General features: G+C 43.6%; 22 protein-coding genes. 11 read left to right on the top strand and 11 right to left on the bottom strand.

The window, feature by feature from the left end; translation table 11 throughout:
* Positions 1-1260 carry an outer membrane protein transport protein gene (locus tag FTW16_RS14610; protein WP_057622220.1) on the bottom strand — a complete coding sequence of 420 codons (1260 nt, stop codon included), beginning with the start codon at positions 1258-1260 and terminating at the stop codon, positions 1-3.
* A 357-nt stretch (positions 1261-1617) separates the two neighbouring features.
* On the opposite strand from FTW16_RS14610, the gene FTW16_RS14605 reads away from it, so the two are divergent.
* Positions 1618-2700: a site-2 protease family protein gene (locus FTW16_RS14605; RefSeq protein ID WP_057622219.1), complete on the top strand. Its 1083-nt coding sequence runs from the start codon at positions 1618-1620 to the stop codon at positions 2698-2700.
* A 137-nt stretch (positions 2701-2837) separates the two neighbouring features.
* On the opposite strand, the gene FTW16_RS14600 is transcribed toward FTW16_RS14605, so the two are convergent.
* Positions 2838-3626 carry a M48 family metallopeptidase gene (locus tag FTW16_RS14600; protein WP_146491603.1) on the bottom strand — a complete coding sequence of 263 codons (789 nt, stop codon included), beginning with the start codon at positions 3624-3626 and terminating at the stop codon, positions 2838-2840.
* A 139-nt stretch (positions 3627-3765) separates the two neighbouring features.
* Here FTW16_RS14600 and FTW16_RS14595 point away from each other — a divergent pair, with 139 nt between their 5' ends.
* From FTW16_RS14595 to FTW16_RS14575, 5 genes are all read left to right on the top strand, one after another.
* Positions 3766-4191, top strand: coding sequence for a hotdog fold thioesterase (locus FTW16_RS14595; protein ID WP_048660192.1), 426 nt, complete (start codon positions 3766-3768; stop codon positions 4189-4191).
* 74 nt (positions 4192-4265) lie between these two features.
* Entirely contained in the window at positions 4266-4499 is a 234-nt protein-coding gene (locus FTW16_RS14590) for a DUF3389 domain-containing protein (RefSeq protein WP_146491602.1), read from the top strand.
* Positions 4500-4653: 154 nt separating this feature from the next.
* Entirely contained in the window at positions 4654-6345 is a 1692-nt protein-coding gene (locus FTW16_RS14585) for an SgrR family transcriptional regulator (RefSeq protein WP_146491601.1), read from the top strand.
* A gap of 30 nt (positions 6346-6375) precedes the next feature.
* Positions 6376-7284, top strand: a complete 909-nt coding sequence (locus tag FTW16_RS14580) for a DMT family transporter (protein WP_146491600.1) — start codon at positions 6376-6378, stop codon at positions 7282-7284.
* A 21-nt stretch (positions 7285-7305) separates the two neighbouring features.
* Positions 7306-7557, top strand: a complete 252-nt coding sequence (locus FTW16_RS14575) for a hypothetical protein (protein WP_017067298.1) — start codon at positions 7306-7308, stop codon at positions 7555-7557.
* A gap of 125 nt (positions 7558-7682) precedes the next feature.
* Here the strand turns inward: FTW16_RS14575 and FTW16_RS14570 are convergent, their stop codons facing one another.
* On the bottom strand, positions 7683-8291 hold the full coding sequence (locus FTW16_RS14570) for a DUF2238 domain-containing protein (protein ID WP_146491599.1): 609 nt from the start codon (positions 8289-8291) through the stop codon (positions 7683-7685).
* Between the two features lie 201 nt (positions 8292-8492).
* Between FTW16_RS14570 and FTW16_RS14565 the strand changes: the two genes are divergently transcribed.
* Together FTW16_RS14565 and FTW16_RS14560 are read left to right on the top strand one after the other, a co-directional pair.
* A complete protein-coding gene (locus FTW16_RS14565; protein WP_146491598.1) occupies positions 8493-9332 on the top strand; it encodes an isopenicillin N synthase family dioxygenase in 840 nt (279 codons plus the stop codon).
* A 310-nt stretch (positions 9333-9642) separates the two neighbouring features.
* Positions 9643-10263 carry a DNA-J related domain-containing protein gene (locus tag FTW16_RS14560; protein WP_146491597.1) on the top strand — a complete coding sequence of 207 codons (621 nt, stop codon included), beginning with the start codon at positions 9643-9645 and terminating at the stop codon, positions 10261-10263.
* A gap of 131 nt (positions 10264-10394) precedes the next feature.
* Here FTW16_RS14560 and mrdA read toward each other — a convergent pair whose 3' ends face one another.
* The 5 genes from mrdA to FTW16_RS14535 all read right to left on the bottom strand — a co-directional run bounded on the left by mrdA (position 10395) and on the right by FTW16_RS14535 (position 18437).
* Entirely contained in the window at positions 10395-12293 is a 1899-nt protein-coding gene (gene mrdA / locus FTW16_RS14555) for a penicillin-binding protein 2 (protein WP_146491596.1), read from the bottom strand.
* Positions 12294-12676: 383 nt separating this feature from the next.
* Positions 12677-14332: an ABC-ATPase domain-containing protein gene (locus FTW16_RS14550; RefSeq protein ID WP_146491595.1), complete on the bottom strand. Its 1656-nt coding sequence runs from the start codon at positions 14330-14332 to the stop codon at positions 12677-12679.
* 120 nt (positions 14333-14452) lie between these two features.
* A complete protein-coding gene (locus tag FTW16_RS14545) occupies positions 14453-16360 on the bottom strand; it encodes a GGDEF and EAL domain-containing protein (RefSeq protein WP_146491594.1) in 1908 nt (635 codons plus the stop codon).
* A gap of 178 nt (positions 16361-16538) precedes the next feature.
* Positions 16539-17738 carry an enoyl-ACP reductase FabV gene (gene fabV, locus FTW16_RS14540; protein ID WP_146491593.1) on the bottom strand — a complete coding sequence of 400 codons (1200 nt, stop codon included), beginning with the start codon at positions 17736-17738 and terminating at the stop codon, positions 16539-16541.
* An 81-nt stretch (positions 17739-17819) separates the two neighbouring features.
* On the bottom strand, positions 17820-18437 hold the full coding sequence (locus FTW16_RS14535; protein WP_076657240.1) for an arylesterase: 618 nt from the start codon (positions 18435-18437) through the stop codon (positions 17820-17822).
* Here FTW16_RS14535 and FTW16_RS14530 point away from each other — a divergent pair.
* The 3 genes from FTW16_RS14530 to FTW16_RS14520 all read left to right on the top strand — a co-directional run bounded on the left by FTW16_RS14530 (position 18436) and on the right by FTW16_RS14520 (position 23537).
* A complete protein-coding gene (locus tag FTW16_RS14530) occupies positions 18436-19110 on the top strand; it encodes an ABC transporter ATP-binding protein (protein ID WP_146491592.1) in 675 nt (224 codons plus the stop codon). The two genes, FTW16_RS14535 and FTW16_RS14530, sit on opposite strands and share 2 nt — an antisense overlap.
* Before the next feature lies 1 nt (position 19111).
* A complete protein-coding gene (locus FTW16_RS14525) occupies positions 19112-21550 on the top strand; it encodes an ABC transporter permease (RefSeq protein WP_146491591.1) in 2439 nt (812 codons plus the stop codon).
* 532 nt (positions 21551-22082) lie between these two features.
* Positions 22083-23537 carry an FAD-dependent oxidoreductase gene (locus tag FTW16_RS14520; protein WP_146491590.1) on the top strand — a complete coding sequence of 485 codons (1455 nt, stop codon included), beginning with the start codon at positions 22083-22085 and terminating at the stop codon, positions 23535-23537.
* Between the two features lie 131 nt (positions 23538-23668).
* On the opposite strand, the gene FTW16_RS14515 is transcribed toward FTW16_RS14520, so the two are convergent.
* From FTW16_RS14515 to FTW16_RS14505, 3 genes are all read right to left on the bottom strand, one after another.
* Entirely contained in the window at positions 23669-24619 is a 951-nt protein-coding gene (locus tag FTW16_RS14515) for a biotin-dependent carboxyltransferase family protein (protein ID WP_146491589.1), read from the bottom strand.
* A complete protein-coding gene (locus FTW16_RS14510) occupies positions 24612-25379 on the bottom strand; it encodes a 5-oxoprolinase subunit B family protein (protein ID WP_146491588.1) in 768 nt (255 codons plus the stop codon). The genes FTW16_RS14515 and FTW16_RS14510 overlap by 8 nt, the downstream gene beginning before the upstream one ends.
* Before the next feature lie 134 nt (positions 25380-25513).
* The gene (locus tag FTW16_RS14505) at positions 25514-26257 is read right to left on the bottom strand and encodes a 5-oxoprolinase subunit PxpA (RefSeq protein ID WP_017095551.1); all 744 of its coding nucleotides are present in this window, start codon (positions 26255-26257) and stop codon (positions 25514-25516) included.
* Positions 26258-26264 lie beyond the last annotated feature (7 nt).

Raw genomic sequence — 26264 nt, 5'->3', positions numbered from 1 at the left:
TTAGTTGAAGGTGTAGTTCATTTGAATTGCAGATAGGTAAGCGACTGCATCACCAGAGAATTCAAGTTCCTGACCAAGTTCATTGGTTTCAGTGAAATCACCTTCTTTACTTTGAACAAGAGCGAAACCAGCATCGATTGAAAGGTTAGGGCTGTATTGGTAAGTCAAACCTGCGCTGTACCAGAAACGGTCGCTATCTGGAATACTCAATGTCGCTTCACCAGCTTGCTCGTCATAAGCTAGACCCGCTCTTAAGGTCCATTCTTGGTTTAACTGGTAAGTTGCACCCAGTGAGTAACGGTTATTGTCGTCGTAGTCTTCGGTCTTTTTAAAACACTCGCCATTTGCGCAATCTGAACTCGTCGCTTTAAGCTCTTTAAAGCTACTCCAACCCGTTTGTTGCCAGCCGTAATGGATAGCCCATTGATCGGTGAGTTGATGGAAAGCTGAAACCTCAATGATCGAAGGTAATGTAATTTTTAGACGACCGGTTGTGGTCGTTGCACTGCCTTGTACGATGCTACCCGTGTAATCGCTGAAGTCGCCATCATCAAAATCTAGGTCCACTTCTGAACGATATGCGATAGAGAATCGATTGTTTTTATTCAGTTCATATAACGCGCCTACGTTCCAACCAAATGCAAAGGTTTCGCCTGTCATGCTAATCAGTTTTGTAGAAGCAGGATCGCCAGTGATGTTCGATATAGAACCCTGGTGACGATTAAGTTCTGCCTCTGCGTAAACAAGGTTTGCACCAGCACCAACACTGAATTGGTCATTAATTCGATACGCCACATTCGGGTTCAGATTCACTGACACAAGTGAAGTATCACCGGCAAGATCACCAGCATAAATATCATCTGGGTAATCGGTAGCAACGCCGTAGTTAGAAAACATACCGATGCCCCAAGCCCATTTGTCATTGATTGGGCTGATGTAGTAAGCAGCCGGAACCACTTGCAAAGGTGCAACATCTTTCGATACTTGGCTTTGTCCACCAGAACCTGGAACATTGTTTTGAGTAATATCCACCTCTGGATCAACGATAGAAACCGCGCCTGAAAATTGGGCTGTATCAAATAGGGTCATTGCGGCGGGGTTTCTCGCTAGTACACTCGCGTTGTCAGCTACTGCACCTTCACCTGAGAACGAGCGACCAAGACCTGAGGCAGAATGCTCAGCAACTTGGAAACCAGCCGCAAGTGAATTGCATGCAAATAGCACAGAAAGAGAAACGAGAGAGCGTTGTATTGTTTTCATCCTTGACCCTCCTAGGGCATCGAATTTCATTATTATCGTTTGAAAACACACTGAGCATTGTTGGTGTTGAAGCTCTAATGTAAACAGCATGTTAAATTCATGTTTTATATAAAGTCAAAGAAATAGTTGTTATTTTGTGAGGTTATATTTTTAAGGGGCGGCACTTTAACACTAATAATATAATTACAATCAATGATTTATTTGTGGTTGGAGGTGTGACCAGAATGTTTATGTTAACTATTGGTACAAATAGTGTTCAATTGCTCGATATGTAACAACTTTGTTTATGTTTACCACCGATCGCTAAATCGGCATAATATCGACACTCGTTAGAAGTCATTAAATTGGAATTTAAGTTTGGAATTACTCGCGATAGAGTTTCTTGGTAAACCGCTTCGTTTAGAAGGTTCAATGGCAGGGTGGCAACAGTTGTATTGGGATAACACTCTGGTATCTCAATTAGATGCGACCACAGACCAAGAAGACGCACGAACACACGAATTTACACTACGTGCTGGCGAAGAAACGTTGCAGTGTCACGTTGAGTCAACCGTTCAGTGGCAACCGTTTGAGATGACGTATAAAACGTCGGTGAATGGCCAAACTGTTACCGAAGGCAATCGAAACACCAAAGATATCGAGCAACAAACCCCGGTTGTCGCACCAAAACCAGAGAAGCGTTTTAGCTTAATCGGGTTAGTTTCGCTGGGAATGAAAGCCCTTAAGAGTGCCAAGTTAATCAAGGTGGTACTTGCCTCCGCGAGTTTAGCGGCTTACTCATGGCTATTTTCAATTCAGTTCGCGCTTGCCTTGATCGCTTGTCTTATGTTCCATGAATACGGTCATATCAGAGCAATGAAATACTTCGGCATGAAGACCAAAGGCATTTATTTGATACCATTCCTTGGTGGTTTGGCGTTATCCGACGAAAAGATTAATACGCGCTGGCAAGATGTGGTTATCTCAATCATGGGGCCACTGTTTGGTTTGATATTGTCGTTGATATTTACTGTATTGTACTGGGTAACTGGTGAGATGTTCTTTGCTGGTCTAGCCGTGTTCAACGCTTTGTTAAACCTATTTAATTTGCTGCCGATTTTGCCTCTTGATGGTGGACATGTTCTTAAAAGTATCAGTTTTTCGATGAACAGTGTGCTTGGGATCGTACTCTGTGTCGCGGCTGCCGTTGCTGGCGTGGTATTGAGTTATCAATTGAATTTAACCCTGTTTGGTTTCTTATTGATCATGGGCAGTGTTGAAATACTATTCGAATGGAAAGGGCGTCATCACAGTCATTTGTTACCGTTAGACAAATACGGTCAAGTCGTGTCATTCGTTTGGTATGTGGGTTTAGTCAGTAGTTTGATCGGTGTTATCTGGTATTTTGCATCGACTGGTGATCAGCTATTAAGCCTACCATTACAAATTCTTGGTACTTAACCAATGAGTTTCTGTTGTTGGATTTATTTAGCAACATAGTTCACTTGAACTGATAGTTAGCAAGAAACTAAAAATGCCCTAACCAATATGGATAGGGCATTTTCGTATTTACACTAGCTAAGCGATTCTAACTTAGACTACGCTTTGCAATTTGGTCTTGGAGAGCCTGATTTAGGTAACGTTTTTATCGTCGCCTGCAGATCTTTGATACGCGTACTGTGGGAAGGGTGCGTAGACAGCAATTCTGGCGGTTGGTTACCACCTGATGCTTTCGCCATATTCTGCCACAAGTCGACACTTTGATTAGGATCGAACCCTGCTTGAGCCATATACTCTAGACCAACAACATCGGCTTCAGACTCTTGAGTTCGGCCATACGGTAGAATAACACCATATTGAACCCCTAAACCTAACGCCGCCATCGTCATACCTTGGTATTGTTTGTACTCTGATGCTCCCAAGGCAACACTGGTAATAGACAAACCAGTATTAGCGATTTGAGACTGAGATAAGCGTTCATTACTGTGGTCCGCTAAAACGTGTGCCACTTCGTGACCGATAACCGTCGCGAGTTGGTCTTGATTGACTGCGACCTTGAGTAACCCTGTGTACACACCGATTTTCCCGCCAGGTAGGGCGAATGCGTTCACTTGGTCACTATCAAACACAACAACTTCCCATTCACTAAAACCTTGTTTAGGAATATATTGAGTGATGCTGTTCGCTACGCACTGTACATAAGCGTTTGTTTTGGCATCTTTGCTGATGGGTTGTTCTTTTTTCATTTGTTCAAAAGACTGCGCTCCAAGCTGAGACATGTCTTTATCTGAAAAAAGCAGCAATTGGTTTCTGCCTGTCGGAGAAGCGCTACACGCAGTTAGGCCTGCAAGTGTGAGAAGCGAGGCAAACTTCATCCATGACGTCATACAATATCCTCTGTGTATTCGGTTTTTATGCATGTTAACATCAACTTGCGTAATAACTAAGGGCTGTAAGATAACTAGCAGCCAGTAATATAGAAAAAGCTATGTACGTGATAACAAGATCAATAATTAAGGAACCCACATGAGTATTTGGAAAAAGCCCGTTGACTTAGATACCTTCAACGCGACCTCAAAAAATACCTTAATTGAACACCTCAACATTGTTTATACCGAAGTAAATGACAATTCTTTGGTGGCAACCATGCCGGTTTGTCATTTTACGCACCAACCACTGGGTATGCTTCATGGCGGTGCGTCGGTTGTGCTAGCAGAAACGCTTGGCTCATTGGCTGCAAACTTCTGCGTACCAGAAGGCTATTATTGCGTTGGTCTCGATATCAATGCGAACCACGTAAGATCAATGCGCGAAGGCAACGTCATCGGTACTGCTGAACCTATTCACCTTGGTGTATCGACACAAGTATGGCAGATCAATATCACTGATGAACGTCAACGCTTAGTTTGTACCAGCCGCTTAACCATTGCTGTAAAGAAACACAAGCGATAATAGCCTGAGAGTCGTCAGTTGTTTTTGTCTTTAGAAGAAGCAATCAGTATTTAAAGAAGTAACCCGAGAAGCCCATGGTCATAACGTTTAAAAGTGGAAAAGTCATCGCAACCGCACATGAGCTGGTTGTTCGTTTAGATGGTGAGCATAGAGTCACGCTACAAGCTCAAGTTGATGCAATTCAACTTATCGGAAAAGGGGCAAATGTCATTTCAGCCAACGGATCAGAGTGTAAATGGTCGATAAAATTAGACGACGAACAACAGCTTCGTGATATTGCAAATGAAATTGGCTGCGATGTCATATAATCCTTTACTGCAAAAGAACTTAACCCTTCAGATTGAATAACATCTTAGGATGTCATACTCAATAATTCACAATAAAATCGTGTCAGTAATATTGATTTTACGCCATAAAATAGGGAAACTGAATTCAATATCCTTTGAATAAGTTTTCCTCTTTATGAGCAGCCCAAGACTTCGCGTTCAATTTGAAATCCTGTTTGAATACTTCGATGGTAAAGATTCTGATGTTCAGCTCGACGACATCACGGATGTGCTCTGTTGTACCCGTCGTAATGCCCGAATGGTACTCAACAAGCTTGAAGAAGAAGGGTGGGTAGAATGGTTACCTGCAGCTGGTAGAGGGAAGTTATCTCAACTCATCTTTAAGCAAAATCGCTGTGATGTCAGCGAGAACTTAGCAAGACGCTATTTACAAGAAGGCAAAATTGGACAGGCACTGTCAGTGCTTGATCACAATGCAGCCAAACTCACCCAAGTTATTCAAAACTACTTGGGCGTACAGTATCAAGAAGGCGAACAAGTTATTCGTTTGCCTTATTACCGACCGCTTTCAATGCTTAACCCTACCAAATCGATGCGACGCTCTGAACAACATATCGTTTGCCAGGTATTCAGTGGCTTAACGCGTTTGGATGAGAATGATCAGTTACAGCCCGACCTTGCTCATTCGTGGCAAAAAATCAGTGACTATCAATGGCGATTTTTCTTGAGACCGGGTGTTCGTTTCCATAACGGGGAGCCTTTGTTAACCAATCATGTTGTAGATACGCTTCTTGCGCTCGAACCTCTCAACATGTTTTCACATATCAAAGATGTCTCTTCACCTGCAAATTGTGTAGTTGATGTCTTTCTCACACGCCCAGACAAGTACTTTCCGCTCGCGCTAACGGAATCGGTCGCTAAAGTTACCTTACCAATGACTTTACGTGGTGAAGACTACGATATTCGACCGATTGGTACGGGACCTTACCGCATTGAAAAGAATGACGAAAAGCAACTCGTGTTGAACGCATTCAACGGTTATTTCGGTTTCAGGCCGTTGATTGATCGTGTAGAGGTATGGGTGGTCGATGAGGCTTATTCCTCAATGGTTTACCCAAGCTTGTCTAAACCAGTAATGGCAGACCGTAGTGAAAGTGACGAGGTAGAACTTGACCCTGGCTGTACGTATTTACTGTTGAATAGAAAGAAGGGCATCGCGCAAAACCCTGCATGGGCAGAATTTTTGTCTAACGCTTTGAATGCCGCAGATCTGTTTATGCATATTCCGAAAGAAACCTTGATCGATTTAGGCATGTTGCACGCATATGGAATAAAACCGGGTTGGTATGACATAAAGTTAAAGACACCAGTTTGTCCACCAGCAGATTCGAAGCCTACCATAAGATTGGCATACCAATGCCAGCACTCAATGTTCCCTATAATTGCCAAGGCCATTGTCACCATGTTGAAACAATACAATATCGACGTTGCTCTTTACGGTTACGAAACGGATCCTCCACATGCAGATGATGTTGATATTTGGATTAACCCAATGGGTATCGCTAATAACAGAGACGATGCACTGGCATGCTGGCTTATGGATTATAGTTTCCTCGATGAATCGAGCCCCGCAGACGATTTTGATCAATGGTGTCATATGATTGATCGTTGGCGCTCTGGTGAGTTTGAACAGTTCCCAGCAAGGCAACTCGGTAAGCAACTGGTACAAAGCAACCAATTGATTCCGATGTTCCATTGTTGGCTAGGCGTAAACAAAGACCAGTGTGGTACGTTGCAAAACGCAAAGTGTAATGCATTGGGGTGGTTCGACTTTAGCCAAGTTTGGGTTAAACCTGACGTTGACTGAAACCAGAGATAACTCGATTAGGATAACGTAATGCAAACCGTGATTATCACATTTATTACGCTGGTGGCATTTGCTGCCAATTCTGTGTTGTGTCGTTGGGCATTGATGGATCAAACGATTGATCCTTTGAGTTTTTCGATCGTGCGTATCTTGTCGGGAGCGCTCACCCTGTTGATTTTATTAAGTTTATCTTCAAACGCTAAACGCAAACAAGATAAAGCAATCAATGACACATCAATGTATACCAAGGTTCGCTCTCAGTTTGATTTAACCGCCATAGTAGCGTTACTCGTTTACATGTTCGGTTTCTCGTTTGCCTATTTAACGCTAGGGGCAGGGCTTGGTGCTTTGGTCCTGTTTGTCGCGGTTCAATTCACGATGATTGCCGCACACCTGCTAGCTGGTAACAGAATGTCTTTGTTAGAGTGGTGTGGTTGTTTGTTGTCAGTTTCTGGGCTCATTTACTTACTCATGCCGACGGAATCGACAAGTTCGCCAGATATAACCTCCATCATATTGATGGCTCTGGCTGGAATTGGGTGGGGCATTTACACATTGGCGGGTAAGAAATCCACAAACGCGTTGCAATCTACGACTGCCAACTTTGGATTTAGCTCGTTAGCGCTCTTTGTGTTATTAAGCCTGTTAGCGGTGATTCCAAGCGTGGCATCGCAAATATCCATCACTGAGCAAGGTTTGATTTACGCAGTATTGTCGGGCTCAGTGGCTTCTGGTATTGGTTATAGCTTGTGGTATTACGTGGTGAAAAAGCTGAATACCGTCCTCGCATCGATTGCCCAGCTTTCTGTTCCAGTTATCGCGACAATTGGCGGCGTTTTGTTGCTATCCGAACCTGTCACCATGCAATTTGTTATCTCATCGACTGTCATTTTACTTGGGATAAGCTTGGTTCTTGTCGCTCCTAAACTTAAGAAATAATAAGTACAATCACTAACTGCTATGGCTAAACCTAACAAGAAACAACCGACCAAAACAGTTCAGATATTCTGCGCTAAATGTAAGACACAACTTTTCAAGTATCGAAAAGGTGGCAAAGGTGCGCTCGTAAAGTGCTTTAAGGAACGTATAGTTGAAGACTTCACGACAGAGCCATGCGTATGCCCTGAGTGTGGTATTGAGTTCGCGCGAGATACCTTGGTTCGAGGTACGCCAGCCTACAAATTTGTTGGTGGCAAGGTAACGATGAAATAACCCGTCACGATGAAACAAGCAGTCATATTAAAACGAGCAAACAATGTTGAAACTAAAAATGCCACAGCACCGTTTGTGTGTGGCATTTCAACGTTGCTTTTGATACTCAGAATAAAGGATTGAGCTTAGTAAGCTCTGACACGACCTTGAAGCTTAAGAAGTAATAACGAGACAATTGCGCCCGTGGTGTCACACAGCATATCTTTCTGTGCATCCCAAATATCGCCTTGTGACCCTAGGAACGCGATACCTTCGTCACCACCGGCAATCTCTGCATACCACCACTCAATAATCTCGTAACCAGCTGCAACACTCATGATTGCAAACAGTGCGAAGAAACACGCAATCATGGGTTGAGCCAACTTCTTGCGAATTAAGTACTCAGCGAGTGGGTAAGCATAAAGGCCAATAGAGAAATGGGCGACACGGTCAAAGTTATTGCGTTCAGAACCTATCACGTTATTGAACCAATCAAATGGTACTTCGGCGAAGGTATACTTCGCGCCTATCGTGTGTAAAATCAGCCAGATAAACATCAAAACATAGGCTGTCTTAGTGAAGGTGAGCTTTGTTGATAACCACCAAATCCCCACCAATATCGCAAGCGCTGGGACAATTTCGGCAATCCATACCGCTCTTGAAGAGGGAGCAAACGCTGAAAATAGAAACACAATTAAATACAGCGTCGTCAATGACAGTAATGGTCGATTTTGAGCAAGTGGCGTGATTGTCATATCAAGATCTCTCGTCGAAGTTTTGAATAGTGTTACACAATAATGAACAGTGTTCAATTGGGCTTTAATCACCAGATTTGTTGAAAAGTAGCGTTATCGCCCAGTATCTAGACAAACGGTTGCTAGAGTTTCACAAAAGTTTGATTTACAACAAAGCGATCCTTAAAATTGCTTTATTACTACATAACAAGAAAGAAAGTCATGAAACTGGAAACTGTCGATTACCTTGCTGACGACGCAGCAGAACAATTTGTTCGCTCTCTACGTGAAACTGGTTTTGGTGTTCTTAAGAACCATCCAATCCCGAAAGAGCTTGTTGAGTCAATTTACGAAAATTGGTACCAATTCTTCATCTCTGAAGATAAAGAAAACTTCCACTTTAATGTTGAAACACAAGATGGATATTTTCCACCTTCAGTGTCTGAAGTTGCTAAGGGCCACACTGTAAAAGACATCAAAGAGTACTTTCACGTATACCCTTGGGGCCAAATCCCTGAGCAGCTGAAAGAACAGATTCTAGATTACTACCAACGTGCGAACGCTTTTGCTCAAGAGCTGTTAGGTTGGGTTGAAGCTCATGCTCCTAAAGAAGTACAAGAGAAATTCTCTATTGCGTTATCAGAAATGATCAACGGCAGTGAGCAGACTCTGCTTCGTGTTCTTCACTATCCACCAATGCAAGGTGATGAAGAGCCAGGTGCAATCCGCGCTGCGGCACACGAAGACATCAACTTACTGACTGTACTTCCTGCTGCAAACGAGCCGGGCCTTCAAGTTAAAGCTAAAAATGACGAGTGGTTAGATGTACCATGTGATTTCGGTAACATGATCATCAACATCGGTGACATGCTTCAAGAAGCATCAGGTGGTTATTTCCCATCGACAACTCACCGTGTAATTAACCCATCAGGTGAACGCCAAGAGAAATCTCGCATCTCTTTGCCTCTATTCCTTCACCCTAAACCAGAAGTTGTGCTATCTGAAAAGTACACAGCAAATGAATACCTAATGGAACGCCTGAGAGAGCTTGGCGTTATCTAATGAGTTAAATGCTTCGTCCCTAAAACTAGGATAGATGTGAAAGGTCAGCTAAATTGCTGACCTTTTTTGTATCCGCACCAAAGAAGAGCGGCTTTATTGCTAACGATTGTGTTCAACTAAATGGTACTCAGTTTTTGACGATGAAAGGTGTCTTTAAGCAAAACGTTAGAAAGTTGTTTGTCCTTAAGCTCGACAAACCGAAGAAAATCGCTTTCAATTAAAGGAGATACGTTACGGGTGTGAAATAGGTTACGTATAGTATCTACTAGTCGAACAATCCATTAATTCAGAGATGTTAACTGAGTCAACTATGTCGAATCATCAAGATGTGAGAGCAAACTTTCATTGCCATATGGAAAACCCGTTGCTTTGGCCGATAATGGAAGTGCTTAAGCAAAAGCCAAGCGGATGGAAAGTACATACATTGGCGGCTCATTTGAACGACCTTGGGTTTGTGCCAGTGTTAGACCCGATACCTGAGAAAGAGTTGTTTAAAAAGAACTTCCTCATCATGAATGCGCTATATCAGCTTCAAGAAACTTTACACCCTGATGGTTGGCTCCAAGTCCAAGCGATGGACATTGAATTGATGAACGGTCGTTATCACGGAAGCAGCCATAGCATAGATCATCAAGACCCACTTCGAGACTACTATATTAATTGGGTTAACTATGAAGCGGATGAGGGCGAAGTCAAAAGGCTGTTGAACGAGTTTTGGACTCGATACAGAAAGTTTGTTGGTGGTGATGAACTCGATATGGATCGAAGCCGAGCATTGAACCTGTTTGAATTACCGCTGGATGCGACCCACCACGAGATTAGAAAGCGTTGGCGACAACTGGCGTTGAAATGGCATCCAGACAGAGAGCAAGGTAACACCGCAAAATTTCAGACACTCTGTGAAGCATGGCATGTATTACGAAGCTCGTAATCGAACGTAGCTTTTAGCTGCCTAGTTGGTTGGACACCTAAAATAGAAAGCCCCACATTGTGAGTGATACAAGCGGGGCTCGCTAAGTGCTGTAATTACGTTAGGCGTTGTAACTACTTTATTTGTTGGTGCTACGAGTGATCTTTACTCTCACCACTTTTATGCTCAAATGCATAGTCGAGTACTTTACGAATATAAGGTGCGCCGACTTTTGAACCGCCGTTACCATGTTCAATAACCACAGTCGCGACATATTCTGGGTGTTCATAAGGTGCAAAAGCCGTGTAAAGGGCGTGGTCAAGTAAATGCCTAGCGAGTTTCTTCGAGTTGTAGACCTGATCTTTGGCAAGATCAAACACTTGTGCCGTACCTGATTTCCCACCACTCGTGTAATTGCTTCCCTTAAATGCACGTCTACCACTACCACGACTGCCATGGTTTACGAGTCGCATTGCGTTGAGTGGTACATCCCAAATTCTATCGGGTACTTCCGTAATCGAAGGCATCGACTCAGGTTCAACAAGTTGCTGTGTACTAAAATCTTCACCGTGTTCTAAGGTGGCTCTTAATATATGCGGTGGCATTACCTTTCCATGGTTAACCAGTACCGAGGTCGCTTTCGCAAGTTGCATTGGCGTGGATGTCCAATAACCTTGACCAATACCAATCGGGACAGTGTCGCCTTGATACCACGGGGTACGATAACGCATCATCTTCCACTCTCGAGTCGGCATGTTGGCGGTACTTTCTTCATAGATATCGATACCCGTAGGTTCACCAAAGCCAAAGCGATTCATCCAGCTTGAAATGCGGTCGATACCCAAATCAAACGCGGTTTGATAAAAGAATGAATCAACGGACTCTTCGATGGCTTGGGTGACATCGACAGGGCCATGACCCCAGCGCTTCCAATCTCGCCATGATTTAGAGTTTCGTTTTGACCCCGGAATTCTCCAAACCCCATGGTCATTACGAATGGTATCCTCAGAGATGACATGTTCTTGCAGTCCTGCCACTGCCATAAATGGTTTAATAGTTGATGCAGGAGGATAAACACCTAAGGTCGTGCGGTTTACCAACGGATGAGCAGGGTCATTTAATAGACGTTGGTAGTTCTTACTCGAAATGCCATCCACAAATAGGTTCGGGTCATAACTTGGGCTTGATGCCATCGCCAACACACTATTGTCTTTAGGGTCGAGAATAACTGCGCTGCCAGTTCGGTGATTAAGTTGTTCAAAGACGTATTTTTGTAGCTCAAGGTCTATATTTAGCACGATATCTTTGCCAGCTACTGGCGGCACGTACTCAATAGTTCGGACAACTCGTCCACGACTATTTACTTCGACTTCTTGATAGCCTTTAGTCCCATGTAGAATATCTTCATAGTAACGTTCAACTCCAAGCTTCCCGATGATTGTTGTAGCTTGGTAATTTGCGTCTATACCTTGTTCTTCGAGCTTTCTGAGGTCGTTATCATTGATGTGTGCTACATAGCCTAATACATGAGTAAGGACTTCACCATTCGGATAAAAGCGCTTTAAGCTGGTATCAATAGATAGGCCGGGGAATTGGTATTGATGCACAGAGAACTTTGCAATCTCTTCTTCCGTTAGATTCTCTAATATCGTCACTGATTTGAAACGGCGAGTGTTGTGATAACGTTTTTTGAATCGAGCGATCTGCTCGGCATCACGCGGGACGTATTTGTCTAGCTTGGCGAGCATTGCATCGACATTGTCGGTTTGCTCTGGAATCATCGTCAGATCAAAGACAAGCTTGTTCTCCGCAAGCAAGACGCCGTTACGGTCGTAAATCAGCCCTCGAGTAGGGGCGATAGGGAGTACTTTGATTCTGTTGCCATCGGCACGAGTTTGATAACTTTTAAAGTTTTCGACTTGGAGTCGGTACAGGTTACCAACTAAGACAAGAGTGAAGAGCAAGATCCCACAAAACGCGACGATTACACGATTTTTGAATAGGTTTACTTCTTTTTTATGGTCACGCATCTTAACGCGTTTATGATTCATTGAAGCCTCAAAGTTTTGTTACATTTGGTTACACCTGTCGAGTCGGGACTTTATCTGAATATCACTAGGGTTTTGTAAAAGCTGTGTCATGATTTAGGAGATCTAAGGCATTAGATGGCGGTAAACAACGCCTTTAATTTTCTCATTAGAAAAGTTGATAAGTAATTGATGTAATGATTGGTTTTGTGAATTTCTAGAGTTGAAGAGTTTTGAGAGTACTAGAGGTTAGATAAATAGAGGTCAGATAAATTTACGGCCCTCAGAATGAGAGCCGTAGAACGTTAATTTGCTTACTTAGTAGCTAGTAGCTTAGAAGCTTTAGTAAATTAGAAACTTAGAACTTCAAAAGCCTAGAAGCGCAATAAATCTATTATTTAACGAAATCAGTTCGAAGGCTTGAACTGAGATTTACGCATTCGGTTCAGAGCGGCCATCACATCTAATGTTCTTGGTTTCGCTAGGTCACCGTAGTTAGGCATGTTAGCGTGCCATTCGTTTTCTAAAATAGCTTTGAACTCTTTCGCAGGGTTGTTTGACCAACCTGGAGTTTGTGCGAATTGGAACCAAGCCCAACCGATCGCGTTCACTTCAGACGGCGACTCTAATTGCTCAAGGGCAGAAAGGTCTGCAAACTCTTTACCAAAACGCAGTGACTCTTTGCCCTTCGCGTTAACACGGAACTTACCATCAGTCAGAATGTTCATGAGTGAAGCACGGTTCAATGAACGCGGCACAAACGTTTCTAAAGCCGTCTCACATTCGTTAGTACGCTGAGTAGGGTGCTGAGCAATAACGTCTTTTGCTTTTTCAGTCACATCTACCGCTTGGTAGTCGTGCATTTGAATCACAGTGTTCGCTACATCTAGGTAATCACCAGAACCGCCCATTACAACAATGGTAGAGATATCCATCTCTTCACGTAATTGGCCTATACGGTCAACAAGTGGGGTAATTGGTTCGTCGCCTTTTGACACTAGCGCTTGCATACGTTCATCACGAATCATGAAGTTAGTCGCTGACGTATCTTCATCGATAAGTAGAGTTTGAACACCGGCTTCAATCGATTCTTGCAACCAAGCAGCTTGAGACGTAGAGCCAGACGCATCTTGTGTGCTGAAATTATAGGTGTCTTTCTGCATTGGTAAATGATTGATATAGTTCGATAGATTCAAGTTGTGCACACATCGACCATCTTCAGCGCGGATCTTCATCGTATCAATCGCAGTCACGATGCCTTCACGACCGTCACCGGGAATATGGTTATAGATAGAACGTTCAACCGCGTTCAACAGCGTAGATTTACCATGGAAGCCACCACCAACAATCAGCGTGATACCTTTTGGAATTCCTAGGCCTGTCACATCACCTTGGTTTGGTGTGTTTAAAGTAACGCTCAATGATTTTGGAGCAACGAAAGGCACTGCATCTTTCATTGGTAGGTCACAGTTACCCGCGATACGTGGTAGCACGCTGCCGTTAGCAACAAATGCCGCTAGGTTGTTTTCATCTAGTTGAGCACGCAGCGCTTCTTGGTCTTCGATCGTTTCACAATGTTTAATCATTGCGTCGATGTTCAATTCACGCTCAAGCGTCGCGCGACGAATAAACTTCGGTAAGTAAAACGTAATAATGTTGTTCGCTTTCTTAGCAAGAATGCTTCGGCCATCGGCAGGTAGATTGATACGGAAACGGATTTCGATGCCGTGTTCTGTGAAAACAACGGCTGTGTTGTCTAATACCGTTTGACCTGTCAGTACGATAGACACGGTCGATTCTTGTTTTGCGAACTCAGAGAAGCTACGCGCGATAAAATCACGTGCTGCTACTTGGTATTCGTAAGACTTTTCTTTCAGCCAATCTAACCCAGTTAACGACCACGCGCGCGTTGCACGAAAACGAGAAGCTGACGCATATGGGTCACCTTGGATGTGGTCGATGTGTAATTCAAAATCAGCAAAGTCGTATTGACCTTTAATTTGTTGATATGCACGGTAGTTTTGTTTTTCGAGCTTTTTAAGCTTTGCAGTCAACTGATCCATAACGAGGAATGCCTATATAAGGGGAAAGATAAAAACAGAAAGGCGGCGATTATAAAAATCACCACCTTTAGAGTAAAGAGAAAGTAGACCTAAATCCAAAACTAACTGCTCTTTTTCGCTTTAAGCGTAACGAGTAGTCCCCAAATAGTTTTGATTGATTAAGCTGTGTTCGAATTCTTGGCTCGGCATTGGCCTTCCGTAAAGGTAACCTTGGCCCACATCGCAGCCTTCATTGATAATAAATTGCTCCTGAACTTCCGATTCTATGCCTTCAATGGTTACTTTTAGGTCGAGCTTTTTGGCAATTTGGACAATAGAACGAACAATTTCCGAGTCTTCCTGAGAGTTAAGCATTTGATCAATGAAGCTCTTGTCAATTTTAATGGTATCGAACGGAAATTTCTTCAGGTAACTGAAAGAGGCGTAGCCTGTCCCAAAGTCATCAAGTGACAATGTAACTCCAATGTCGTGCAACGATTCCAAGGTGTTCTTAGCGACAACTTCATCTGCAATAAGGCCGCTTTCCGTGACCTCAAGCTCTAAGAAGCTAGGCTCTAAGTGGTAGGTTTCGAGTAGGTGAACCACTTGTTCCGCAAAGTGTACGTTCTTGAGTTGAATTGCAGATACATTCACGGCCATTTTGAAATCGTCGACGTATTCGGACCACTCTTTGGCTTTTTCAATCGCATTACGTAGAACAAAGCTACCCACTTCGAAAATCAAACCGTTTTGCTCAGCCATATGTATCAGGGTTTCGTTAGAAATGTCACCCAAAACAGGATGTCGCCAACGAAGCAAAGCTTCTGCACCAACCCAGCGATGTGTTAACGGACAGACTTTGGGTTGAAAGTAGAGCATAAGGTCATCATTACGAACGGCTTGAAGCAAATAGCCTTCGATCTTATTAATGTGGGTTTGTTCTTCGGTATGAGATTGAGAGTAGTAAGCGAACTTTTGTCCTGAATCTTTACACGCTAACATCGCTTCAGAAGACTTTTGTAGAATGCTTTCCGCGTCATCTTCGCCGTTCGTAATTGCAATTCCTATAAAGGCATGCAGATGCACTTTGTCACTTTCGATATCGAATTCTGAATGCCCGACCTTAACTAGCGTTTGGCAGAGTTCTTCGAGGCGTTGGTGCAAATCTTTAACGCTAAACGCCAATACGAGGTCAACCGAAGTAGGGCGTGCAGTTAATACATCAATATCAGAAATACTGTCGATGCGTTTTCGGTATTCAACAAGCACTTGGTCTAACGCGTTATAGCCGTATCGAGCCTGTATGCGTCTGCCGTTGGTAAAACCAATATGAACGACGGCAAATGAGCAGTCTGTCAGTCTTTGTTGTGACGCTAGCTTGTGGTTTAAGCGGGATTCAAATGCGTTTCGGTTCAAAAAACCCGTACCGAGGTCATGATTCTTTTGAAAATTGATCTTTTGTTCTGCCGCTCTTCGCTTATCAATCTCTTGATTTAATGAATAATTGAGGCTAGCGAGATCTTTAGTACGTGTATAAACACGATTTTTCAAGTCTCTATTCATTTGAGTGAGCTTAGCATGCTGAAACAGGGTTTTAAGCTGAGATTCTATCGAGGTACGAAAGCTTTCCAAAAGCTTAATATAGGTTGGTGTGTAGTGATTCTCTTTCGAATCCAAGATACAAATGGTACCGAACAATTCGCCGTTAGGCCAAAGTAGTGGGATACCACAGTAAGAGACTAAGCCTAGTTTGATGTCAGGGTTGTCTTCCCAGTCAGGATCAGCGAGGGCATTGGGCACAACAAGTTGTTGTTGAGACTCCATCACCGTTTCACAATAAAGCCCATTGCCTAAGGTTTCAGAATCGCCTTTGTTGTATGGGTTGTTTTTACTGCGACTGGTTGAGAACACTTCAATATAGTTGGCGTGAACACGCATGATGAGTGCAGCAGGCACTTGAGTGATTTGAGCTAAGAGGTCAACAATGTTCTGCCAACCGGACTCCATATCGTCTGGAATATCTAAGTCTAGCGTTTTTATTTTCTTCATATGACTCCGAGTCAATTATGCTAAATGCATCAACACATCCTGTGTTAATTATGATGAACCAAATAAACTATGAATCTTACGTTTAGTAAGTATAAGAAATGTTGCACGAAAAAACCTCCGCAATTTTGCAGAGGTTTTCAAATGTGAATCCGGATCTCAGTAATGAGATAAGTTTCGATTAAGGCTTTAATTTTATAAAATCTTCTGTATTAAGTTTCTGGCTATAGTCTACCGATGGTTGAGCAAATCCATTTAATTGCAGAAATTCCTCTTTAAACCCTTGGTAATCGCCTAAAGTTTGGAAGTTGTTTTCATCCATATTTTCTATTAGCTCAGTTACGTGAGCTTGGGTTTCTGGGTCTAGTTCCCAATCATCCATACGAATCAATCGCTCGCCATCAAGTGGTACTTTTGATTGACCATAAAGTTTGCTGCTAAACAGACGCTGCATTTGCTGGATACAACCTTCGTGGGTCTCTTTCTCTTTCATCACTTTATACAAAGCAAGTAGGTACGGGCTGAGTCCTGGGATGAAAACGCTCGCTTTAGTGACTAGGGCTTTACAGACCGTAGCGTAAGCGTTGCCATCAAAGTTTGCTAACTCTAGGTTGAGTGCGTGGCTTGTTTGATGAAGGTCAATCTTAGCGCGTCCCAGCGTACCATCTAAGTAAATAGGGTGCGTGACTTCTGGACCAACATATGAAAATGCGATTGTCTTGCAACCTGGTGCAATAGATTCAGCGTTGATGAGCTCATCTATCCATTGTTCCCAATCTTCGCCGCCCATCACTTTGAGTGTGCTTTCGGCTTCTTCTTCCGTCGCGGCATCAAGAGTGTTGGTCACCCAGTTGTCATGTTCCAGCGAAATAGTTGCACCCGTTACGCTTTCCCCAATAGGCTTAATCGCAGAGCGCCAAAATTCCTCAGAGTCTGGTTTAGGACGAACGCCTGCAGCTAAGCTATAGATAATTAGATCCACCTCCCCTTCGAAGTAGGTTTCAATGGCTTCGACAACTTGTGAACGTGTTTCTTGCGAAAATGCGTCGCCAACGATGTTGATAGCAGTGCGTTGCTCTCGTTCGGCTTCTTTTTTGAAGTAGATGTTGTTGTACCAACCGGCACTACCTAGGGATTTTTCGTTTGGACCACGCTCGAATGAGACGCCTATAGTGTCAGCTTTTGCGCCGCCAAAAGTAAGGGCAATACGAGCGGCAAGGCCAAAGCCCGAGGAAGCTCCGATAATCAGTACTCGTTTAGGGCCATCTTTGATTTGCGGCGCACTCTTAACAAACTTGATTTGTTGCTTTACGGCTTCTTGACAGCCAAGAGGGTGAGCGCTTTTGGCTACCACACCCTTGATAACAGGTTCGATCAGCATAAATAACCTTACAGTTAACGGTGATATGCACTCAGGCTAACGTAAAGCTGTGTAAAATTTATTGAGCTAGACCATTAAAACTTAAAGATACTGATATAATTCTTCGGCGACGAATTCAGCAATCCAAGGTTGAGCTTCTGGTTTTGGATGCAGTCCATCGTTCATCATCCACTCAGGTTTAAGGATGATATGCTCTAGGAAAAACGGCAAAAGTGGCACGTTTTGTTGATCAGCAAGCGCTGCAAAAACGTATTCAAATTGCTGGTTGTAACGCTTTCCGTAATTCGGTGGGATTTTAATCTGCATCATTATAGGTTTCGCGCCCGCAGCTTTAATCTGCTCAATGATTTGATCAAGATTCGCAGACATCAGCTTAGGTGGGAATCCACGAAGCCCATCATTCGCACCAAGTTCAATAAGAACGGTGTCTGGAGCGTGTTCTTCAAGCAGTTGTGGTAGGCGAGCTAAACCATTGCCAGTTGTGTCACCAGAAATACTTCCATTAACTACGGTTACCGTTTTGTCATGCTTTGCTAACGCGTCTGGTAACAAGCTTGGCCAACTCTGTTTGATGTCCATGTTGTAACCAGCACTCAAGCTATCACCAAGGACCAGTAACTTAGAATCTAACTCGGTATCTTGAGCCAAAGAAGCGGTTGAAAATAAAATAAAGAATAAAAAGGAAATTAGTCTAGTCATGCATACATCCATCATTAAAGCCGAATCCGTTTCGAAGACAGTGTCTACTAATCAAGAACATTTAACAATCCTAGAGCATGTTGATATTAACATTCGCGAAGGCGAAACTGTCGCGATTGTCGGCACGTCTGGTGCAGGTAAATCGACCCTAATGACGTTGCTTGCCGGGCTTGATGTACCAACGAATGGCGAAATCAGTTTACTAGGGCAGTCACTTTCACAGCTTGATGACGAAGCTAGGGCGAAAATCCGAAGTGAGTCGGTCGGGTTTGTATTTCAAAGCTTCTTATTAATTCCAAGCCTTTCTGCGCTACAAAATGTCACGCTTCCTTGTTTACTTAAAGGTGAAGACGAAGACATCGAACGTGCGACGGCTTTGCTTGAGTCCGTGGGCTTGCAAGACAGACTTGATCACCTGCCATCTCAGCTATCAGGCGGTGAACAACAAAGGGTCGCTTTAGCTCGTGCTTTTATGATCAAGCCAAAAATCCTTTTTGCTGACGAACCAACCGGTAACTTAGACCAACAAACCGCAGCAAAAATCGTTGAACTATTATTTGAGCTCAACTCTTCTCACGGCACCACATTAGTATTAGTGACACACGATCCTAAGCTTGCGCAACGTTGCCAAAGAACACTTAAGATGCATGTCGGTCAGATAGAGGAAGTCTAAATTGAATTCATCAAACGGACTGAACAAACGCCTGTTCTCATGGAGTGTCGAAGAGATTCGACACGGTCAGTTGTGGCCAGTTTCCATAGCACTAACACTGATCATTGCGTGTGTTTTTGCATTGTCGGCATTGGCCGAACGTATGGAGCAGGTGATTGTTAAACAAGGCAAAGATGCGCTTACTGCCGATAGTGTGTTTATCTCAGCAAACCCAATCCCGCAATCCTTATTAGACCTCACTAAAGTTGAGCAATTTGAAAGCTCTCAGTTGACTCGTTTTTCAACCATGGCATTCAGTGACAACTCGATGCAGTTAGTGACGGTGAAAGCGGTTGAAAGTAATTACCCTTTACGCGGTGAGATGATCTTAGAGGGTGCAGATAAAGCATCCAGTAACCATGTTAAGCCGGGTGAACTTTGGTTAGACGAGCGAATATTCGCACAGTTAGAGGTTGATATTGGTGACAATGTCACTATTGGCGATGCCGATTTAACGATAACTGGGCGAATCAAACAAGAACCAGGCTTGAGCTTTAACCCATTCCAACAAATGCCTGCTGTGCTAATTCATACCAGCGATATCGAGGCCACTGGAGCGATTCAACCGGGCAGTCGTGTTAGTTTTAGGCTGTTTCTAAACGGTGATGATACAAAACTGAAAGCCGCGCAAGAGAGTATAGAATTAACACCAAGCGATCGCTGGCGTACTCAAGATTCAGCCAGTCGTACCAACGACATGTTCGAAAGCACAACTCAATATCTTTCGTTAACGGTTGCTATCGTTGTGATCATGGCTGCGACCACTTTGGTACTCACGTGCCAACATTATGTTGCGAGTCGTCGCAAAACCATCGCGATGCTTAAGAGTTTGGGAGCAAGCAAGCAGTGGATCGTTAAATGGTTGTCAGTACAGGTATCTCTGTTAGTGGTTATCGGTGCAGTACTGGGAATTACCATCGGTATCGGCTTAGAGTTTTTGCTTCGTATACCTCTGGGCGACTTATTACCAACGCCACTTCCTAGCTATGGTATTGAACCTGCTATCTTGGCTATTTTATCAAGCATCTTAATTGGTGCTCCTGCTCTTGGTATTCCGTTAATTGGCTTGGTCAACACTTCTGCAATCAGCGTTATTCAATCAAGTCATCAGTCCAATGAAAGCTACAAGAAATACTTGTTGTTACTGGTACCGATTATTCCAATGATGCTGATGTATGGCGACAATCTATTGGTATGGATAGTTCTAGCGGGTATCGCTTGCCTGTTCTTAGTGCTCGCGATTGTCAGTACGTTTGTTCTGCGTTTAGTTGGCAAGCTGCCGACAACGACATCTATGCGTTTGGCATTAAGCCGAATTAATCGCACACCATTAGCAACAGGGATTCAATTTGGTTCTTTAGCGCTATCTTTGATGCTGCTATCGATCATTTGGTTGGTGAGAAGCGATCTACTGTCAGATTGGCAACAAACCTTGCCCGAGAATGCGCCCAACGCGTTTGCACTTAACATTGCAAGCTATGAGAAAGACAGTTACCTTGCAACCATTGATGAAAATGAAGTCGAACGTACTCAAGCATTCCCAATCATTCGTGGACGATTGACGACTATCAATAGTGTCGAAGCATCTGAGTATAGCGACACATCAGAGCGAACTGATGCTCTAAGTCGCGAAATCAACTTCACATGGGGAGATAGCTTGCCCGAGTACAATGAAGTGCTTGAAGGCAAATGGACGCAGGAGCAGGGCGTATCTGTTGAATCTGACGTGGCTGAGCAGCTAGGTCTGAAAATTGGAGATGAACTTGCTTTTACCATCAACAGTCAAAATGTATCAGCCAAGGTTAACAGCATCCGTAAAGTAGAGTGGCGAGAAATGAAGCCGAACTTCTACTTCATATTTACGCCAGATGTTTTGAGCTCTATTCCTTCTACTTGGCTAGTGAGCTTTAGATTAGAAGAGCGACACAATCAAATGCTCAACAAACTCTCTCGAAATCACCCAACCGTGAGTTTGATGGATATTCGTAAGATGGGCAGCAAGATCCAAGAGTTGCTCAAACAGATTGTTTGGTCGATAACGGTACTTGCGGCGTTAGGTGTGGTTGCGGGGCTGTTGCTTATCTTTACTTTGTTGAGATTGAGCTTATCTCAAAGACAACAAGAAATACGTTTATACCGAACGTTAGGCGCAAGTAAGAAACGCATTCTCAATACCATTTGGTGTGAGTACGGTTTAATGGCATTAGTGGCAGGCTCAATTGCTGCGCTCGGTTCTGAGCTCAGTGTCGCAGGGGTAATGAACTTTGGCTTCGAACTAGAACCTTCACTCCACCCGATGCTTTGGGTGGTGCTACCTGTGCTAACATTTATAACATTGGCCGCAGTGGTGAACAGCTTGATAAAACGTCTATTGGCACCAGTAAACAAGGATTTTGGTTAGTCATTAGCGTGATCTAACCAAATGCTTAAAACGGTTTAAAAGTGAGATTATTTGTATTTAGTCATGCACTATTTATAAGGCGTCGCTTTAGACCGTTTTTTATTTGACCAACGCGTAGCACAACTAGCAAATATCTCACCTTTATTTTCCAACTTTTTAGTATTTTTTAAAACTAATTGCGCAATAATGCCGATTTAATGAACAGTGGTTAGTCCCTGTAAACAAAGGGTTTGCGCAACTTAGCAAGAACGTTATCAACAGTTATCCACAAAAACGGTGGATAACTTTAGGGATAAGTTAACCTCTATGTTTTAAGAGTACTTAGGCAGCCTTTATGTGGCGTCACTTAGGACAAATTTGACTGTTAGAATAACCTTCAAAACTCTATCTGGAGTTATTGAGTCAAGAGGTTATTTATGTTTTTTACATAGATATTAAATCCCGCCTATCTAAGACCTTGATAAAAATGTGTTTTAATTCATCTCAGAACAAAAGTAGAATAGCGGCAGTTAATCTTATTCTACAGAACACGATGAACCACAACAAAACGGATACAAATCAACCTTCTATTGCCATTGTTGGTGGTGGTATTGCCGGAACCACGAGCGCTATTCATTTTAGTGAGCTGGGTTTTAAGGTCATTATCTTGGAAAAAGGGCCAAGTTTGGTTAATGGGCCACCCATTTGCCACTTGCACGCTGGCGGCAATTTGTATCGAGATATTTCTGTAGAGCAGTGTCTTCAGTTACTCACGCAGTCAATTGATACCGTCCGCTTGTTCCCTCATACGATCAATATTCGTCCTACAATCATCGCGGTTCCGCACAGTGATGGTGGAGAACCGTTGGATCTACTTCCTCGCCTTAAGATAATCAAGAACGCTTATGCCGCGCTTGTTAAACAAGATAAAAGCAACCAAGTGCTGGGTGATCCGGAAGAGTATTACAAGCTGTACAGCAAACAAGATTTATTAGCGCTTTCTGCGAAAACACAGCCTCTGAAACCCACATCGCTTGATGATTGGTGTATTCCTTTTGCCAAACATACCGATTTAGAAGCCCTTAAGTATCCTGTTGCTATGGTTCAAGAGTATGGTTGGAGCGTATTCCGCTTATCTGCAACCGCTCAACTCTCTTTGGGGCAACAAGCAAACTGTACTGTGTTAACCAACAGCCGATTACAATCTGTTGAGTCGACAGGCCAAGCTTGGATTTTGACTTATACAGACGCCGAAAACCAAAGTTGCCAACTAACGACCGATTACTTGATCAATGCGAGTGGATTTGAAACGGGTATCGTGGACGACTTTGTTGGCTCTAAGCAGCAAAGACTTGTTGAGTTTAAAGCTGCATACGTTACAGAGTGGCCATCTTCACAACAATGTAAGGAAGAGTGGCCAGAGGTTATCTTCCATGGTCCTAGAGGCACACCGCAAGGCATGGCCCAATTAACGCCGTATGCTGATGGTGTGTTCCAACTTCACGGTATGACAGAAGGGATTACTCTGTTTGAGGGTGGTCTTGTTTCTTCATCAACAGATTCGTCACAGCCACAGTTACCTTCGAAGCTTCTTAAGAAAATCGTATCGGGTTGGAGTGAAGAGCAGCTTGAATTAAGAACTCGTGCTGCAATAAAGCATATGTCTCAGTTCATTCCAAGTTTTCTCTCTGCACAGGTGGGCGGCAAGCCGTTGTTCGGTGCTCAACAGATTCCGGGAACCGATCCTAGCTTACGAGCTTCAGACGTTTCATTCTGTGGTGATCGCTATGCTCGACTTGAAGTAGTAAAAGCGTCTTCAACGTTAGAGGCGGCGCAAAAAGTTGCTGAGCAATGGTTTGATATTGCGGAGGCTGTTTCGATTGAAGAGACCCACCCAGTGACACTGTCACTTGAGTTGGGTGATATTGAAAATAGAGCGATAGGTTTAACTCAAGAGCGCGGCTACCCAAATGCTCTTGCTAAGGTATCAGGGCAAGAACACGGTTAAAATTACGCTAATTCGCCTAGCGCTTAAATCGCGATTGTCTTGCCAAAAGCACAGTCCAGCTTGCTGCCAACAGTAAGCTGGACTTTTAGTTTATACGTCTTGATCGAGTGGCATTTATCTAAAGGTGCGCATCAATAACCGAAAAATTGCGCCCACTGACACCATACATCTTGTAAGCCCAGCCTGTCGCCTTTACTAAACGATATTTCATGTCCAGGCTTGGCTTGTGCTAAGCGTGGTAAGTCGATTCTCGCGACGCAACCAATCTTCGGGTAACCACCAATGGTCTGCCTATCATTTAGCAACACGATAGGCTGCCCATCTTGGGGGATTTGAATAGAGCCTAAGGCGATACCTTCTGACAAAAGCGAAATCTCAGGCGAGGCGACTGGGTCGCCACTAAGTCGATAGCCCATCCGATTAGAGTTTTGATCAACGTTATACTGTGCGTTATACAAAGTCTCTTTTGCTGACTTCGAGAATAGCTCGCTTTGATAACCTTCAATAACTCGTAGGTTCACTGGTAGGTTGTAATTAGGTGTGTATCGGAAGGTGACACTCAGTGCTTTAAATGGGCGAGATAGTTGGTGTTGGGTAAAAGCTATTTGTTGCCCTTGCTGGCATGGCTCTCCATCTTGTGTTAATCCACCAATCTTTTCACGAGTCACTGTAGAACAGCTATGAAGAGTTAATGGAACATCGAAGCCACCCTTAACGGCTAAATACGCCCTTAGACCATTTTTAGGTAAACCAAATGAAAGAACTTGCCCTTCGAAAGCTTGAAAAGTACGCCAGTTAGATAGTGGTTTACCATCGAGCTTAGCTTGTAAATCGCCACCACATAATGCCATTTCGCAATCAAAATCGATTCGCAACGCGCATTGCCCAAGCGTAATTTCCAATACCGCTCGGTTTACTGGGTTTCCCAATAAGTGATTGGCCCAGCTATAAGAGTAATCATCAACCGGACCTCCTTGTGTCAATCCAAGGTGAGCAACACCAAATCGCCCAAAGTCTTGAATTAGACTCAACGGTCCGGGCTTAATCACTGTCAGTGTTGGTTTAGCTATTGTTTTAACCATTAACGGCACCTCCACTAATCGCCATAAACCTAAGCTCAATAAATTCTTGTTTTGATATCGCGGTGAAACGAACGGTGTCACCGACATTAAGTAGTGATAGTGGCGTTTGCGTGTTACCAGCGTTCTTCAATTGGCTGTGCTCAAACAACGGCAGCGGGCAATTGCCAATAATATTCCAGCCACCCGGTGAATCCGAAGGGTACACAGCCGTTTTTGTATCCGCGATGGCGATACTGCCTTTCGGTACATTTAAGCGGGGTGTGGAATGACGGGGCAAAGCAAGCTCATTAACCACATCAGACATAAACGCAAAGCCAGGCGTAAACCCAATCGCACTGACGCTGTATGTCTGTGAGGTGTGGTATTGAATAATATCGTCCAGAGACAGGTCTTTGTCTTGATACCTGTCTAAATCGAGCGCCGTTTCGGGTGAATAATAGGCAGGAAGATCAATAGTATTACGAGTGTTACTCACATTAGAGAAAGACGATAGAGAGTGATTCAACAAATCATTGAGTTGTTGAATGAACTGATGTTCTGAAACTCGATAAGGCAAGTAGTCTACCAGAACGGTGTGGTAAGCCGGTGTCACATTCATCAACACTGATGCTAAGTTTTGGCGAATAGCATCGGAAAAGTGAGCCATGTACTGCGCATATTCAGCACTAGATTGTTTATTTGAAGGCGATAGCGTCAAGGTGACCAAGATACTACATTCTGCGACTGGCACTATATTGAATTCAATCTGATTCGTCGTCATTTCGTTTCCATACGTTTGTTTGCTTACCTTTGGTTTGATTACTTGGCGTGTCTAACTTCCATGTCCAGGAACTAGATTTTATGAGTTATTGGTTAGGCAAGCGATTAAGCCGTGCGCCCTACACATCACACGCGCTAGTTAAAAGCATTGAGGTCTTGTCTGATTTTTCTAATTAATGCGATGGATTGAGGGTTATCGCCATGGACACAGATGGTATCCGCTTCAATGGGTAGCCTTTCACCTTCAATGGTCGTGACAGAACCATAGTTAATGATTTGCATGACTTGGTTGTAGATGTCGTCTTGATTGACGTAAACCGAGCCTTTTTGAGTTCGCGGTGATAACTGTCCGTTATTTAAATAGGCACGATCGGCAAATGCTTCAAATAAGAGTGGCAAGTCGTGATCGTCAGCAATATCCAAGTATTGCTGATTGTCTGATGAAGAGAGAATCATCAAGGGGATATTAAACTCAGCGACCGCTTGGGCAACAGCGTTGAACACATCGATATTTGCCATCATATCGTTGTAAAGGGCACCATGAGGTTTCACGTAGCCGACAGAGGTATGGTGATAGCGGCAAAGCGCTTGTAGTGCACCGACTTGATAGCAAACCAGTTCACTGATTTCATCCATGGTATGGGGGATAGAGCGACGTCCAAAACCAACTAAATCTTGATAACCGGGGTGAGCACCAATTTGAGTATGATAGTGCTGAGCCAGTTTAATGGTCTTGGACATAACGTGCGGATCGGAAGCGTGAAAACCACAAGCAATGTTCGCCATATCAACCCATTCCATGACAGATTCATCATCGCCCATCTTCCAGTTACCGAAACTTTCTCCCATGTCGCAATTAAGCAGAATCTTCGTTGTCACGTGGTGT

Source organism: Vibrio sp. T20 (assembly GCF_007858795.1).
In the GTDB taxonomy this organism is placed as follows: domain Bacteria; phylum Pseudomonadota; class Gammaproteobacteria; order Enterobacterales; family Vibrionaceae; genus Vibrio; species Vibrio satsumensis.
This window is presented reverse-complemented; position numbering and strand designations above follow the sequence as displayed.